This window comes from Curtobacterium aurantiacum, from assembly GCF_018598555.1.
Lineage (GTDB): Bacteria > Actinomycetota > Actinomycetes > Actinomycetales > Microbacteriaceae > Curtobacterium > Curtobacterium aurantiacum.
In genome coordinates this window covers 24,525-39,133 of sequence record NZ_JAHEWN010000008.1, presented here as the reverse complement: position 1 = coordinate 39,133, position 14,609 = coordinate 24,525, and the positions used below count along the sequence as shown (strand labels likewise).

The window sequence follows — 14,609 nt, the reverse complement described above, 5'->3', positions numbered from 1 at the left end:
AGCAGGTCGAGCACCACGTCCCCGGTCGATGCGCCGCGCCCCTTCCCCGGGTGCGGCTGCCGGCAGCTCATCGAGCTGTCCGCCCGACGTGGTCGACGCAGATCCGACGTTCGACGTCGCAGAGAGCACACCATGAAGAAGATCATCACCGCCTCGATCATCGGCGCATCCGGCGTGGCACTCCTCCTCGGGGGCGCGGGCACGTTCGCGCTGTGGAACTCCAGCGCCGAGACCGCGGGCGGCACCATCGTCGCCGGAGCGCTCTCGATCAAGCCGACGACACAGACGGCGAGCTGGACCGTCAACGGCGGGTCACCGCTCTCGACCCTGGACGGCTACCCGATCGTTCCGGGCGACGTCGTCACCTACTCGCAGGACATGGTCGTCACCGCGAACGGCAAGGGCCTGAAGGCGACGCTGGCCGTGGACCCGGCCTCGGTCGAGGCCACCTCGACGTCGGCCCCTGCAGACGTGGCACTGGCGAAGTACCTGTCGGCGAACGCGGTGCTGACCGCGAGCGGTGACGGCATCTCCGGTACGGCGGCTCCGTACACGGTCACCGGGCAGACCGGCACCCAGCAGGACATCACGGTCGGTGTGACCATCGCGTTCCCGAAGAGCACCACCGCCGGTGTCGAGGACGGCACGCAGAACGGGTCGGTCGACCTCGACGCGATCGCCGTGACCCTGACCCAGTCGTGACCCGTCGGCGTCGGGGGGCCGTGATGGCCGGGTGGCCGACGGCGACGTTGCTCGCAGTCGCCGTGGTGGGGGTCGCGACGGTCGTCGTGCTCTCGACCGACGGCGGCACGTTCGCACTCCTCGACGCCCGGTCGTCCACCGAACCGGCGACGATCACCTCGGGGTCGGCGGACCTGTCGCTGAGCAGCCTCGCGTTGCCCACGGCACCGCTCTGGCCCGGGGCCACCGAGTTCGGCGTGGTCACCGCGACGAACACCGGCGACGTGCCGCTCGACCTCGACATCGTGATGGGGCGCGTCCCCGTCGCGACCGCCACCGCCTCCGCCGTCCGCAGCGACCTGCGGGTGACGGCCGGACCGGCCGCGTCCGCGTCGGTCTGCCGGTCCGGCAGCGTGCGTCCCACCTGGTCCGGCACCCTGGACTCGACCGAGCCACGGTCCGCGGGCGTCGCGCTGCGCCCGGGCGCGGCCGTCGTCCTGTGCCTCGCCGTCGCGATGCCCGCCGACGCGGCTGCGTCGCAGCAGGGCCTCAGCACCGACTTCACCACCACCATCAGCGGGACGCAGGCACGGTCATGACCGACAGCACGCGGCGCCGACGGGTCCTCCTGCTCGGTGCGACGGCCGCAGCGGTCGTCGCGCTCGAGCTCGTGAGCGGCGGGACCGCCTGGGCCTCGTGGACCGCCCCGGCCCAGGTCGTCCGAGCGACCGCGACCACCGGGTCCGTCGCCGTCGGCATCCGCGGCGGCGAGGGCATCGCCACGACGTACTCCTCGGCCGCCCTGTCGCACGGTGCGACCGTGACGGTCCTGAACTCGGGCTCCGTCCCCGCGACCACCTCGCTCGCACTCAGCGCGACCGCCGGATCCGCGTTGTCCGGCGCGCTGCGGGTCGACGTCTGGCACCCGACGACCGGCAACCCCTGCTCGGGCTCCCCGTCGACCGCTGCGACCACCGGGACCGGCACGACGATCGCACCCGTGGTCGCGTCGCTGGACGCCGGTGGCAGCACCTCGTACTGCGTGCGGACCTCGGTCGGCCAGGGGCAGCGTTTCGACCTCTCCGGAGGCGCGACCACACTCGACGCGACCGTCACCGCCCGGCAGGGGGCCTGGACGGGCACCGCACACGCCCGTGCGACGCAGACGGTCGCCGCCACCGTGACGCCGACGATGCCGTCGAAGGCCGGCGAGACCGACAGCCGCATCGCGCTCACGTGGGGAGCCCCCGCGGACACGGTCGGCATCGGTTCGTACGCCGTCTACCGGGACGGCGTCCTGGTCGGCACCACCCCGGCGTCCGTCCGGTCCTTCACCGACACCGGCCTCCAGGTCTCCACCTACTACGCCTACACGGTCCGCGCGGTCGCCTCCGGAGCCGCGGGTCACGTGTCACCGCCGTCGCCGGGCGTGCAGCACGCCACCGGGTGGTTCACCTCGACCGGCCGGTACGCCCTGCAGAACGACGCCACCGGGAAGTGCATCGCGGCCGGCGGGACCACCTCCGGGTCGCCACTCACCACGACGACCTGCTCGACCAGTGCGACGCAGACGTGGCGGTTCACGCCGGAGGACGCCTGGCTGCGGGTCAGCTCGTCGTCGAACACGTCGCTCTACTGGGACGCCCCGAGCGACCGGTCCGCGGTGCTCCGTCCGGACAACGACATCAGCGCCCAGAAGTGGACGGCCGAACCGGTCGGGGCGGGCAGCGGACTGTTCCGGTTCCGCAACCGGAACGACCTCTGCCTGACGGCGGCGGGCGGGTACGGGACCACGCACGCGATGACCGTGGCTGACTGCGGCACGTCGGGACTCCAGCTGTTCTCCCTCCGGGCGACGTCGTGACGGACACCCTGCCGGAGCCGGAGGCTGCTCGGTGGTCGAGCGGCCTCCGGCTCGCGGGGCAGACCGCCGCGGTCCTGCTCCTCCTGGTCGTCGTGGGCATCGCCGCGCTGGCGATCGTGGTCCCGCGGATCACCGGCTCCGTCCCCCTGACCGTGCTCACGAGCTCGATGGAGCCCGGGATGCCGCCGGGCACCCTCGCCGTCGTGCGTCCCGTGGACCCGGCGGACATCGGCGTCGGCGACATCGTCACCTACCAGATCCGTGTCGACCGGCCCGGTGTGATCTCGCACCGGGTGGTCGCCGTCGCCATCGGCGCGGACGGCCGCCGACTGTTCACCTTCAAGGGTGACAACAACTCCGCGGCCGACCCCGAGCGGGTCGTCGCTGAACAGGTCATGGGCCGGGTCTGGTACTCGATCCCCGGCCTCGGGTTCGTGAACACGACAGTCGCCGGCAACGCGCGCGCCTGGCTCGTACCGACCCTCGGCGCCGCGATGATCGGCTACGCCCTGCTGCTGGGCGTCCGGGCGTTCGCCGTCAACGGAGCCCGCGGAACGTCGCGCGGACGTCGGCGACGAGCAGCTCCGGTTGCTCGAGCATCGCGAAGTGCCCGCCGCGCGCGACCTCGTTGAAGAACACCAGGTCGGTGTAGCGGCGCTCCGCCCAGCGGCGTGACCGGCGGACGTACTCGCCCGGCATGATGCTCAGGCCGACGGGCAGGGTGAGCGGTTCCTCGATGGTGCCGGGCGTGGCCCAGCCGGTGCGGGTCGCCTCCCAGTACATCCGCGCCGAGGACGCAGCGGTGTTCGGCAGCCAGTACAGCATGACGTCGTCGAGGATCTCGTCGAGCGGGAAGAGCCGTTCCGCGTCGCCGTGTTCGTCGTGCGAGCCGCCGACGTCCTGGAACATCGCGTAGATCCACGACGCCAGCCCGACGGGGGAGTCCGCCAACGAGTACCCGATCGTCTGCGGGCGGGTCGACATCTGTTGCGAGTAGGCGGACAGCTGCTGCCAGTAGTACCCGCTCTCCTGCAGCATGACCTGCTCCTCGGGCGAGGCCTCGCGGGCCTCGTCGGCCGTCGGCATGAAGAGCGCCATGTTGAGGTGGATGCCGGCGAGACCGATGTCCTCGGCGGACTGGAGTGCGGCGAGCTCGGCGGTGACGGTGGCACCGAGGTCACCGCCCTGGGCGAACCAGTCCGTGTACCCGAGCCGGGACATCAGCGCCGACCAGGCCTTCGCGGTGCGGGCGGTGTTCCACCCGGTCGTGGTGGGCTTCCCGGAGAACCCGAATCCGGGCAGGCTCGGGATCACGAGGTGGAAGGCGTCCGCCGCGTCACCGCCGTGCGCGACGGGGTCGGTCAGCGGGCCGATCGCGTGCCGGAACTCCAGGACCGAGCCGGGCCAGCCGTGGGTGAGGAGGAGCGGACGCGCCCCGGGGACCGAGGACCGCACGTGCAGGAAGTGGACGTCGAGCCCGTCGATCCGGGTCGTGTGCTGGCCCCAGGAGTTCAGCAGGGCCTCGGTCCGGCGCCAGTCGTAGGCGGTCGCCCAGTGGTCGACGAGCGCGCGGACCTTCTCGAGGCGCGGGCCCTGCGAGGTGTCGTCGACGGTCTGGGCGTCGGGCCAGCGGGTCGTGAGCAGGCGCTGGCGCAGGTCGTCGAGGTCGGCCTGCGGGGTGTCGATGGTGAACGGGGTGATCGCTGCGGTGTCCGGCATGGGGTCCTCGTGTCTGCGTCGTGAGCGATTCGATCTCGCTTCCAGATGATCTTTGCACAAGACGATCTTGTTGCGGTACGGTCTCCACCATGGACAGTCCGACGCCGACCGATGTGCTCCCGGAGATCGACTGGGGCGCCGACGGGATCGAGACCGAACTCGGGTGGGCCCTGCCGCTGGCCTTCCAGGGCTTCACTCGGCTCGGCAGTGTGGCGGTCGCCGACGTTCCTGGTGGTCCCCGCGGGTACCAGGTGCTCGTCGCGATCACCACCGAGGAACCGTCGTCACAGCTCGGGCTCGCGCAGCGCCTCGGGATCGACAAGACCCAGATGACCTACATCGTCGACGCGCTCGAGTCGGGCGGGTTCGTCGAGCGCCGCCCGGCCCCGACCGACCGTCGGGTCCGGCAGGTCCACCCCACCGACGCCGGACGGGCCCTACTCGACCGGACACGATCGGCCCTGCGCGACGCCGAGGGCGTGCTCATGCGCCACCTCGGCGACGACGAGCAGACGACGCTGCGCCACCTGCTGGCCCGCGTCGCACTCGGCGCCCCTGGATCGGCCGCCGCGGACCCCACGTTCCACCACCCCCTCGCCGTCCCGGAGCGATCCCGACGGCGCACCTCGACGACCCCGTCGACCCCCACAGAGTGAGGCCCCGCCCATGACCACCACCATCCTCGTCGCCGGCGCCACCGGCGACCTCGGGCACCGCATCGTCCGCGAGCTCACCCAGCACGACGTCCGGGTACGGGTCCTCACCCGGCCCGGCAGCAGGACCGCCGAGCAGCGCTTCGGCGACGACCCCCGGGTCGACGTCGTCACCGCCGAGTACGGCGACCACGATGCCCTGACCCGGGCCGTGAGCGGGGCCGACGTCGTCGTCTCCGCGGTCAGCGGGACGCGCCCCGTGATCGTCGACGCGCAGCGCGCACTGCTCGCGGCGACCGTCGCCGCCGGGGTCCGGCGGTTCATCCCGTCCGACTACTCGGCCGACTACCGCCGGATCACGCCCGGGACCAACCGCAACTTCGAGCTCCGCCGCGAGTTCGCCGCCGACCTCGACGCCGCGCCGGTGCAGGCGACGTCGATCCTGACCGGCATGTTCACCGACCTGCTCACCGGCGAGGCCCCGATGATCCTGTTCGGCCGCCGGCTCGTGCTCTTCTGGTCGTCGGCGGACCAGGTGCTCGACTTCACCACGAAGGACGACGTCGCCCGGGTCACGGCGCTCGCCGCCCTGGACGACGCCGCTCCGCGCGTCATCGAGATGGCCGGGGACCGGGTGACCGCCCGCGACGTCGCCCGCACCGTGAGCGAGCTGACGGGGGAGCGCTTCCGGCTGCAGTGGGCCGGCACCACCGGGACCCTGTCCGCGATGAGCGCCGTCGGCAAGCGCCTGTCGAAGGACCCCGACGAGACGTTCCCGGCGTGGCAGGGGATGCAGTACTTCGTGAGCATGTTCAGCGGGCAGGCGCAGCTGCACCACGTGGACAACGACCGCTACGGCGTGCAGCCGTGGACGAGCGTCCGCGACGTGCTCCGGGCGCACCTCAGCGGGCAGGGCCACCCGGCGACGGACTGACGGGCGCGGTGCGCGGTCGTCGGCGGCGGAGCAGGAACACCAGACCGACGACGACCGGCACCAGCGCGAGTGCGCCGAGCCAGACGAGCACGTCCCACTCGGGTGAGAGCGGCACGCCGAGCGCGCTCGACGAGGTCCGCCAGACCTGGTCGCTGGGGCCCTCGTGCTCGTCCATCCCCGTGACCGGGAACAGCAGTGCCGTCACGACCGCCCAGCCCACCAGTACCGCGACGGCGATCAGTGTCCACGGTCGCGGACTCGCCGCAGGGTCCGTGCGCGTCATCGGACGACGGCCCTGTCCGCCCCGACCACCCGGAGCCACCACTCGTTCCACCGTGCGCTCCGTCCTGTCCGCCATCGGTGGCTCCACGATGCCGCACGCCGGGCCGGACCGGTGTCTCGATCCGGCAACGGATCGACCGAGCCGACAGGCGGGCTGGAGGCCCGGTGCCAGCTGGCACCGGGCCTCCAGCCCGTCAGCAGGACGACGTCAGGCGACGCGCTCGGCGCGGTCGCGCTCGACCCGTTCGACGAGCTCCCGGACGGCGTCCGTCGCGCTGGGTCGCTGCGCGGTCTCCTCGCCCAGTCGCCGTGCCGCGGCGAAGTGGCTGCGCTCCGCGAGCATCCGGTGCACCGCCGGTCCGACCGCCGACGGCTCGTCGACCACGACCGCGACACCGGCCTCGGCGGCACGGGCCGCGTTGATGAACTGGTCCGCGCCCTGCGGGAGCAGCACCATCGGCACGCCCACGCTGGCCGCGGCGAGCACCGTGCCGGCGCCGGCCGCGGCGACGACCAGGTCCACGCCCTCGAGCAGCTCGCGCATCGGCCGGAACGGCACGAAGTGCACGTGCTCGGTGTCGTCGAGTCGCTCGCCGATGACCCCGACGGTCGCCACCACGTCGGCCTCGTCGGGGTGGAACCCGCCGAGGATCGCCGTCAGCAGCGCCGCGTCGCCGAAGACCGTGCCGAGGGTGACGAGCACCCGCGGTCGCCACTCGCTCACCGGGAACGGTGCGAGCGGCTGGTCGGAGGCGGCGTCGGGGCGGCTGTGCGGCTCGGAGCGGAACGGGATCGTGACCGGCGGTTGCGTCCACCCGGGTGCCTGCAGCGACACCGGCGTCGGGTCGAGCAGGGCAACCGGCGGGGCGGGCTCGACCCCGCGCTGCGCGTAGCGGGGGAGCACGAGTTCCGTCATCGGGCGGCGGAACTCGTCGGGGACCTCGGGGCCGAAGGCGACGATCGCGTACGGTACGCCGAGTTCCGCGGCGACGAGCGGTCCGACCAGGTCGACGGCGTCCGCGACGACGACGTCGGGTGTCCATGCGCGCGCTTCGCGCACGGCGTCGTCGACGGTCAGGTCGACGCGTGCGCCGGCGAAGAACTCGGCGACGGCCGCCGGCTCGGGCCGGTTCGCGGGGTCGCTGCCGGGGATGCGTCGGGCCACCTCGGCGAACAGGTCGGGAGGCATGGGACCGGCCGCCAGGACCGGCACCGTGGGCAGTTCGGTCGCCATGGGCTCGCGCATCCCACCGCTGGTGAGCAGGGCGACGTCGTGGCCGGCCGCCTGCGCGGCGCGGGCGAGCGGGACGAGGGGCAGGAGGTGTCCGAGTGCGGGCACGCCGGAGAAGAGGATGCGCATGAGGGGTCTTCCTGGTTCGGGGTCAGTCGGCGGCGAGGACGAGCGGGATGCTGCGTCGGCGCCCGGTGACGAGGGGGATCGTGCCGGCGGCCACCATGAGCACGAGGCTCACGAGGGCGGCCGGGAGTGCGGCCCGCAGGCCGAGGTGGGGCAGGGTGCCGGGGACGGTGACCGCGAGGGCGCTCGCCTGACCTCCGGCGGTCAGGGCGAGGACGACGGCGGCGACGAGGACCGCGGTGCCGACGAGGATGACGGACTCCCAGGCTGCGCGGGCGAGCACGGTGGCGCGGGAACCGCCGGCGGCCTCGACCAGCGCGGCCTCCTGCTCGCGGGTGCGTCCGGCCATCAGGACGGTGGCGGCCGCACCGAAGAGCGACACGAGCAGCGGTCCGCCGAGCATGAGCAGGACGCTCTGCACGTCGAGCCCGCCGCCCGACGAACCCGTGGTCCGCTGCACGGCGTCGCCGAGGGTGTCGAAGCCGGCGAAGAGACTGCCGGGCAGGGCGATCGTGATGACGAGCGCGCTCATCGTGGCACTGCTCCGGTCGACCGAGAACGCGGCGGCGTTGCGGGCGAGGAACCACGAGGCCGACCGGTGCGCGGGCACCACCGAGGTCCAGGCCCGGAGGACTGCCGGGAACACCACGGGGCCGATCGCGGTGCAGGCCGCCGTCACGAGCGGCCCGATCAGCAGCACCTGGCCACTGGTCCGGACGCCGGCGTCGACGATCGAGCTGGTCAGCAGCCCGGCGAGGACCAACGTGACGGCGCACGCGGCCCATCGGGTCCAGGTCGTCCGGGTGCGGCCGGACTCCGGCTCCCGCAGCACCTCGACCGGGCGGACGAGACCGGCTCGGCGCGACGGCCGCAGACTGCTCAGGACGACCACGACCGTGACGGCGAGCACGACCACGAGCGCGCTGGTCGGGCCGAAGCGTTCGTCGAGGTCCCGGAGCCCGTCCGACTCGGCGAGCCCGAAGTGCAGGAACGCCGGCACGAACGGGGCCACGACGAGGCACCCGATCGCGCTGCCGATCAGGGCCACGACGGCGAGCTGGAGCCGAACGACCGCCGTCACCGTGCGGGACGGCACCCCGACCAACTGCCAGAGCGCGTACCCCCGGCGTTGCAGGTCGATCGTCAACCGGGTGACGCTGCCGAGGACGGCGGTCACGGCGACGATCGTCAGGACCACGACCAGCGAGGCGAGCGTGGTGAGGCCGCCGGCTCGGAGCAGTTCGGTCTGCGTGCCGGACCCGATGATCGCGAAGCCGGTCTCGAGCATGCCGGCGGCGATGGCGGCGGCCGCTGCAGTCGCGGCGCTGACGACGAGCGCGCCGATCCAGATACCGACGTTCTGTCGCAGGTCGCTCAGGACGAGGCGGAGCACCTCAGGCCTCCTGTGCGGCTGCGGTCAGGGCCTCGAGGACCTCGGCGGCGCCCGGACGGACCAGCTCGCGGTGGACGGTGCCGTCGCGCAGCACGAGCACCCGATCCGCACGTGCGGCCGCTTCGAGGTCGTGCGTGACCATCACCACCGATCGGTCACCGTCGGCCACCCGGCGCAGCAGGCCGAGGACCGCGTCACCGGCGGTGGTGTCGAGGGCACCGGTCGGCTCGTCCGCGAACACGACGTGTGGTTCGGACGCCAGGACCCGGGCGATCGCGACCCGCTGCTGCTGGCCGCCGGACAACGCACCGGGACGGTGGTCGCCACGGTCCGCCAGGCCCACGGATGCGAGTGCGGCGTCGACCTGGGCCGCGGAGACCGGCCGGTGGGCGAGGCTGGCGGGCAGAGCGATGTTCTGCCGCGCGGTCAGCGACGGGATGAGGTTGAAGGACTGGAACACGAAGCCGACCGTCGATCGTCGCAGGGCCTGCAGCTGCTTCGGACGGAGGGTCTCGAGGCGCTGCCCGGCGATCGCCACCGAGCCGCTGTCGTAGGGCTCGAGGGCGGACAGGCAGTAGAGCAGAGTCGACTTGCCGGAGCCGCTGGGGCCGACGATCGCGACGAACTCGCCCGGCTGCACGGACAGCGAGACGCCGCGGAGCACCGGGACCCTCGACTGTTCCGGTCCGGGGAAGGACTTCGTCAGGTCCTGTGCGGACAGGAGTGGTTCGGTCATGGTGTCAGTCCATCTCGTTCTCGGCGGCGGGTCACCGGTGCGGGCAGGACGGTCTCGGGCCCTCGCCACGAGGCTCGCAGCTGGGCTGCCGACGGGGCATCCGTTGCGTGACGTAACCCGCGCGCCTCCAGGCCGTTGGCCGGTGCGTCAGTCCGCCGGACCGGACGCCGCCAGCGCGGCCGCCAGCTCGGTGCGGCTCGTCACGCCGAGCTTCGGGAACACCTTGTACAGGTGGGTGCTGACGGTGCGGTGCGACAGGTAGATGCGGTCCGCGATCTCGCGGTTCGTCATGCCGGCGGCGGCGAGCCGCGCGATCTGCAGCTCCTGGGGCGTGAGCTGCTCGCGCGTCGGCGACGTCCTGGTGCCGGGTCGGTCCGGCGCCTCGCCGGCTGCGCGGAGCTCCGCCGCGGCCCGCGCGGCGAACCCCGCGGTGCCGGCGGCGTCGAACACGCCGAGCGCCTCACGCAGGTGCGGCCGCGCTTCGACCACGCGGCGCTCACGGCGGAGCCACTCACCGAACAGCAGCTGCGTCCGTGCCAGCTCGACCGGGGCGTCGGCGAGGCGACCGGCCTCGATCGCCCGGGCGTAGAGGGGCTCGGCTGCGGTGCCCCCGGCCAGCAGCGCGCGGCTCCGCACGACGAGCGAGGTGAGGTGTGCGGAGCCGGTGGTGCGGGCGACCGCCTCGGCCTCGGCGAGGTTCTCGACGACGGACTCCGGCCGGCCGCCACGGACCGCCGCCTCGGTGCGGTCGGCGATCGCCCACAGGGAGCGTGTCGCGTGCACGGTCATGTGGGTGAACTCGATCTGGGCGTCCCGGTGGCGTTGCTGCCCGAGGGCGACGAGTCCGGCTGCCCACCGTGCGTCGGCGCTGGCGAGGGCGAGCCGTCCGCCGTGTGCGAACTCGGCGCCCTCCCGCAGGGCGGCCACGGCGGCGTCGTCGTCGCCGAGCAGCGCGTGGCCCCGGGCGAGTGTGGCGTAGGCCATCCCGGCGATGAGCGGGAGCTGGACGTCGCGGGCGATGCGCACGGCGTACTCGGCGTCGGCCAGGCCGTCCCGCACCCGCCCGCGCAGCATGAGCACGGTCGCGCGACCGCGGAGCGCCTGGGTCTCGTCGGCGACGGCGCCGAGCTGGTGGGCGCGCTCGTACGCCAGCTCCCAGCACGTCAGCGCGGTCTCGAGGTCCTGCTGGGACTCGGCGGCGATCGCGAGGGACGCCATCGCGAGTGGCTGCTCGGTCAGCTGCGGCACGAGGTGTGCGAGTTCCGCGCGCAGGTGGTGCGCCGACCCGAGCGGTGCGAGCACGGCGAGGGCGACCGGCTTGAGCGGGCTCGCCGACCGGACGGCGAGCAGCGCTTCCTCGATGTCCTGCCACTCCGACCGCGGCAGGTTGCGTCCGCGCGCGTTGAGTGCTGCGGCCCAGAGCACCCGCACGAGCCGGTCCGCGTGCTCCGGGCCGGCGAGCACCGGACGGATGCGGCGGAGTTCGATGCGAGGCCGACCGGCGGCTCCGGTCGTCAGGCTCAGCACCGTCTGGGTCACGGCCGTCTCGGTGACGGTCTCGGGGTCGGCGGCGAGGGAGTCGACCTGGTCCAGGAGTTCGATCGCCTCGGCCGTCATCCCGGCTGCACGGGCGGTCTCGGCGGCACGCCCCAACCGACGTGCGCGTCCGGCGACCCCCTGCGACAGGGTGGCGGCGCGCTCGTAGGCCCGGACGGCCTCGGGCCGGGCACCGCGCTGGGCCGCACGGTCTGCGGCGGCCTCGAGCTCGGCGGCGATGGACTCGTCGCGCTCGAAGGTCGCGGAGGCCCGGTGCCAGGCGGCGCGCATCCCGTCGGGGGCCACCGACGCGAGCGCCCGGTGCGCCGCGGACAGGGCTGCGGCCGAGGCGTTCCCGATCACGGCCGATCGCAGGAGCGGGTGCCGGAAGCGGAGCGACACGAGGTCCGTGCGCAGGAGGCCGAGCTCCTCGAGGGGTTCGAGGTCGTCGACCCCGAGGTCCATCGTCCGGGCAGCCGCCATGACGTCCTGCAGGGCCGCGTCGTCAGCCGCTGCGGCGAGCACCAGGAACGTTCGGCTGCCAGGTGGGACCGCCGTGAGCTGCTCGAGGAACGCCTGTTCGAGCCGTCGGGTGGTGGGGAGTCGGGACGAGATGCTCGCGATGGCGATCGTGGCCCCGGTGACGGTGCTGGAACCGCTGGCGCCGTTCGTGCTGCCGGTGCTGCTGGCGAGGAGCGCCGCGGGGAGTTCGTGCAGGGCGAGCGGGTTGCCGCCCGCTTCGGCGAGGACGCGCCGCCTGGCCGAGGCGGACAGGCTGCCGGCGCGTTCGTCGAGCAGGGCCCGGGCCGCGTCGTCGGGGAGTGGTCCGAGCTCGAACCGCGTGAAGCTGCACGGGGGCGTGGTGTTGGGCGTGTGTCCGCTCCGCGCTGCCGCGATGACGACGATCGGTGCGTTCGAGAGCCGGCGACCGACGAAGTCGAGCACTTCGGTGGTCGACCGGTCGAGCCACTGCAGGTCTTCGGCGCGGACGAACACCGGCCGGTGCGAGGCGGCCTCCTCGAGCAGTCCGAGGGTCGCCGTGCTCACCAGCAGGCGGTCGGGGCTCGGGCCGTCCTCGATGGCGAGGGCCGTGAGCAGTGCGGCCCGCTGCCGGGGCGGCAGCGCGGCCGTGTAGGGGAGGAGCGGGTGGAGCAGTTCGTGCAGGCCGTCGAAGCCGACGCTGTTCGCGCCCTGGATGCCGGTGCAGGTCAGGACGCGGAAGCCCGCTCGGCGCGCCTCGTGTTCGACGGCGGTGAGCAGGGTCGTCTTGCCGATGCCGGCCTCACCCTCGACGAGGAGTGCTGCTCCGCCCTGCCCGACGTCGTCGAGCAGCCGGGTGAGGACGGCGAGTTCGTCGGAGCGACCGAACAGCGACGGCGCTCCGGCCCCCTCGGACACGGCAGATCGTGCGTCCACGCGCGGCTCCCTCGGTGATTAGGTGATTTTTCACCTAATCTACGACCCGTCGACGCGCAGGGCAAACGTGTGGGAGCGGGGACGGACGGGGCTCAGGGGTGGTCCGCCGGGCGGGGGAGCGTGCCGTGTTCGAGCACCGACTCGTACACCCGCTCGAGGACGTCGGCGAAACCCGCCAGCTCGTCCTCGTGCAGGGTGCTGAAGAACATGTCCTTGACGAGTTCGGTGTGGCTCGGCGTCGCTTCGCGGAGCGTCCGCCAGCCCGCGTCGGTCAGGGCGACGGCCGTCGTGCGCCGGTCGTGTTCGGCCCGGCGGAGCTCGAGGAACCCGCGTTCGGCCAGGCGCTTGGCGTGGTGGGACGCCCGGCTGCGCTCCCACCCGATGCGGGTCGCGAGGGCGGACATCGTCATCTCGCCGCCCGGTTCGCTCGTGAGCGCCACCAGGACGTCGTAGTCGGCGAGCGAGATGTCGCTGTCGGTGCGCAACTGCCGGTTCATCTCGTACCGCAGGCGCAGCTGGAGCTTCATGTACGCGTACCAGGTGCGGACCTGTTCGGCGGTCATGTACGCGTAGGGCGACTCCGGGGGCACCTCGTGCTGCATCGACATCGCCCGTGACCTCCCGCCGCGCGCCCGTCCCTCAGACGCCCGACCATCATCGCAGGGTGTGGGACTGCGACGGGGTCGGGCGCCTGCGGGCGGCTTCAGCTGGTCAGCAGGGTGTACACCTTCGCGATGACGTCGCCCTCGACGAAGCAGATGTCCATCCCGGACACGACGGGCGGCTGCCCTTCTGGTCCGAAGTGCCAGGCGAGGTACCCCATCCCGTGGTTCTCGTAGACCGGGCCGGCCGGCGAGAACACGAACCCGGGGGTCCCGTCGAGCAGGCGCTGCGCCTTCGCCTGCAGGGCGTCGTGGCCGGTGACGACCTCGTCGGGGTCGAAGAACGTGACGTCCGGGGCGTACGTCCGCTCGATCGCGGCGCGGCGACGGTCCGGGTCTCGTTCCCCGAACACCTCGAACAGGTTGGCGTGCATGAGTGACCCGAGTGGTTGCGACACGGTGTCTCCGCGCTCAGGCGAGGGCTGCGCGGAGCGACGCGGTGGCGAGCATCAGCGCGTGCTTCGCGGCCTCGGTGTCGTGCAGCGCGTTCACCATCACGAAGTCGTGGACGATGCCGCCGAACCGGGCGTTCGTCGCCTTGACGCCGGCTTCGCGCAGGCGTGCCGCGAAGGCCTCGCCCTCGTCGCGGAGCACGTCGGCCTCCCCGGTGATGACGAGGGTCTCCGGCAGGGTCGCGAGCACCTCGAGCGGCGCACGGAGCGGCGACACCGTGGGCAGGGCGCGCACGGCCTCGTCGGTCGTGTACTGGTCCCAGTACCACTGCATCCCGGCGCGGGTGAGGAAGTACCCCTCGGCGAACTCCTCGTACGAGCCGGTGTCGAACGCGGCGTTCGTCACGGGGTAGAAGGCGACGAGCTTCACGAACTCGACGTCCCCCCGCTCGGCGGCGAGGAGCGCGAGGGCGATCGCCATGTTGCCGCCGACCGAGTCGCCCGACACCGCGAAGCGCGAAGCGTCGAGACCCTTGTCGCCACCCTCCCGGACGACCCACTGGGCTGCCGCGTACGACTGCTCGAGCGCGACCGGGTGGCCGACCTCGGGGGAGCGGTCGTACTCCGGGAAGACCACGGCGGCGTTCGACCCGATGGCGAGGTCGCGCACCAGGCGGTCGTGGGTGTGCGCGTCGCCGAAGACCCAGCCGGCACCGTGCACGTACAGGATGACGGGCAGGTTCGCGGTGGTGCCGGCCGGCTTGACCAGGCGGATCTTCACGGTGCCGGTGGGACCGCCCTCGATCTCCAGCCACTCCTCGTCGACGTCCGGCTTGAAGATGGGGGAGTCCTGCACGGAGTCGACCGCCTTGCGGCCCTCGGCCGGCGGCAGGTCGTTCAGGAACGGCGGGTTCGACGTGGCGTCGACGAACTCCTGGGCGGCGGGCTCCAGGGCGATGTGCTTCGGGTTTCCGGTCAAGGTGG

General features: G+C 73.1%; 15 protein-coding genes. 6 read left to right on the top strand and 9 right to left on the bottom strand.

Annotation, left to right across the window (positions count from 1 at the left end; genetic code table 11):
• Positions 1-132: 132 nt before the first annotated feature.
• Genes KK087_RS08850 through KK087_RS08835 form a run of 4 tightly spaced genes read left to right on the top strand, consistent with a single transcriptional unit; the run spans position 133 to position 3,177 of the window.
• Complete coding sequence (locus KK087_RS08850) at positions 133-702, top strand: alternate-type signal peptide domain-containing protein (protein ID WP_214530062.1); 570 nt, start codon at positions 133-135, stop codon at positions 700-702.
• Positions 699-1,280 (top strand): hypothetical protein, encoded by a 582-nt coding sequence (locus KK087_RS08845; protein ID WP_214564876.1) that lies wholly within the window; start codon positions 699-701, stop codon positions 1,278-1,280. Before KK087_RS08850 ends, KK087_RS08845 begins: the two co-directional genes overlap by 4 nt.
• The gene (locus tag KK087_RS08840) at positions 1,277-2,545 is read left to right on the top strand and encodes a ricin-type beta-trefoil lectin domain protein (protein WP_214564875.1); all 1,269 of its coding nucleotides are present in this window, start codon (positions 1,277-1,279) and stop codon (positions 2,543-2,545) included. Before KK087_RS08845 ends, KK087_RS08840 begins: the two co-directional genes overlap by 4 nt.
• Entirely contained in the window at positions 2,542-3,177 is a 636-nt protein-coding gene (locus KK087_RS08835) for a signal peptidase I (protein WP_214564874.1), read from the top strand. The genes KK087_RS08840 and KK087_RS08835 overlap by 4 nt, the downstream gene beginning before the upstream one ends.
• Here the strand turns inward: KK087_RS08835 and KK087_RS08830 are convergent.
• Entirely contained in the window at positions 3,083-4,264 is a 1,182-nt protein-coding gene (locus tag KK087_RS08830; RefSeq protein WP_214564873.1) for an epoxide hydrolase family protein, read from the bottom strand. The two genes, KK087_RS08835 and KK087_RS08830, sit on opposite strands and share 95 nt — an antisense overlap.
• Positions 4,265-4,353: 89 nt before the next feature.
• On the opposite strand from KK087_RS08830, the gene KK087_RS08825 reads away from it, so the two are divergent.
• Positions 4,354-4,920 (top strand): MarR family winged helix-turn-helix transcriptional regulator, encoded by a 567-nt coding sequence (locus KK087_RS08825; protein WP_214564872.1) that lies wholly within the window; start codon positions 4,354-4,356, stop codon positions 4,918-4,920.
• A gap of 10 nt (positions 4,921-4,930) precedes the next feature.
• Positions 4,931-5,851: an NmrA family NAD(P)-binding protein gene (locus KK087_RS08820; protein ID WP_214564871.1), complete on the top strand. Its 921-nt coding sequence runs from the start codon at positions 4,931-4,933 to the stop codon at positions 5,849-5,851.
• On the opposite strand, the gene KK087_RS08815 is transcribed toward KK087_RS08820, so the two are convergent.
• From KK087_RS08815 to KK087_RS08780, 8 genes are all read right to left on the bottom strand, one after another.
• The gene (locus tag KK087_RS08815) at positions 5,820-6,134 is read right to left on the bottom strand and encodes a hypothetical protein (protein ID WP_214564870.1); all 315 of its coding nucleotides are present in this window, start codon (positions 6,132-6,134) and stop codon (positions 5,820-5,822) included. The two genes, KK087_RS08820 and KK087_RS08815, sit on opposite strands and share 32 nt — an antisense overlap.
• 207 nt (positions 6,135-6,341) lie before the next feature.
• The gene (locus KK087_RS08810) at positions 6,342-7,493 is read right to left on the bottom strand and encodes a glycosyltransferase (protein ID WP_214564869.1); all 1,152 of its coding nucleotides are present in this window, start codon (positions 7,491-7,493) and stop codon (positions 6,342-6,344) included.
• A gap of 22 nt (positions 7,494-7,515) precedes the next feature.
• Complete coding sequence (locus KK087_RS08805; RefSeq protein WP_214564868.1) at positions 7,516-8,883, bottom strand: FtsX-like permease family protein; 1,368 nt, start codon at positions 8,881-8,883, stop codon at positions 7,516-7,518.
• A gap of 1 nt (position 8,884) precedes the next feature.
• Positions 8,885-9,619, bottom strand: a complete 735-nt coding sequence (locus tag KK087_RS08800; protein WP_250900958.1) for an ABC transporter ATP-binding protein — start codon at positions 9,617-9,619, stop codon at positions 8,885-8,887.
• 147 nt (positions 9,620-9,766) lie between these two features.
• On the bottom strand, positions 9,767-12,571 hold the full coding sequence (locus tag KK087_RS08795) for a helix-turn-helix transcriptional regulator (protein WP_214564867.1): 2,805 nt from the start codon (positions 12,569-12,571) through the stop codon (positions 9,767-9,769).
• A gap of 92 nt (positions 12,572-12,663) precedes the next feature.
• Positions 12,664-13,179: a MarR family winged helix-turn-helix transcriptional regulator gene (locus KK087_RS08790; protein ID WP_250900957.1), complete on the bottom strand. Its 516-nt coding sequence runs from the start codon at positions 13,177-13,179 to the stop codon at positions 12,664-12,666.
• 95 nt (positions 13,180-13,274) lie between these two features.
• Positions 13,275-13,631 (bottom strand): nuclear transport factor 2 family protein, encoded by a 357-nt coding sequence (locus tag KK087_RS08785; RefSeq protein ID WP_307860009.1) that lies wholly within the window; start codon positions 13,629-13,631, stop codon positions 13,275-13,277.
• 13 nt (positions 13,632-13,644) lie between these two features.
• Entirely contained in the window at positions 13,645-14,604 is a 960-nt protein-coding gene (locus KK087_RS08780; RefSeq protein WP_214564866.1) for an alpha/beta hydrolase, read from the bottom strand.
• Positions 14,605-14,609: the final 5 nt, after the last annotated feature.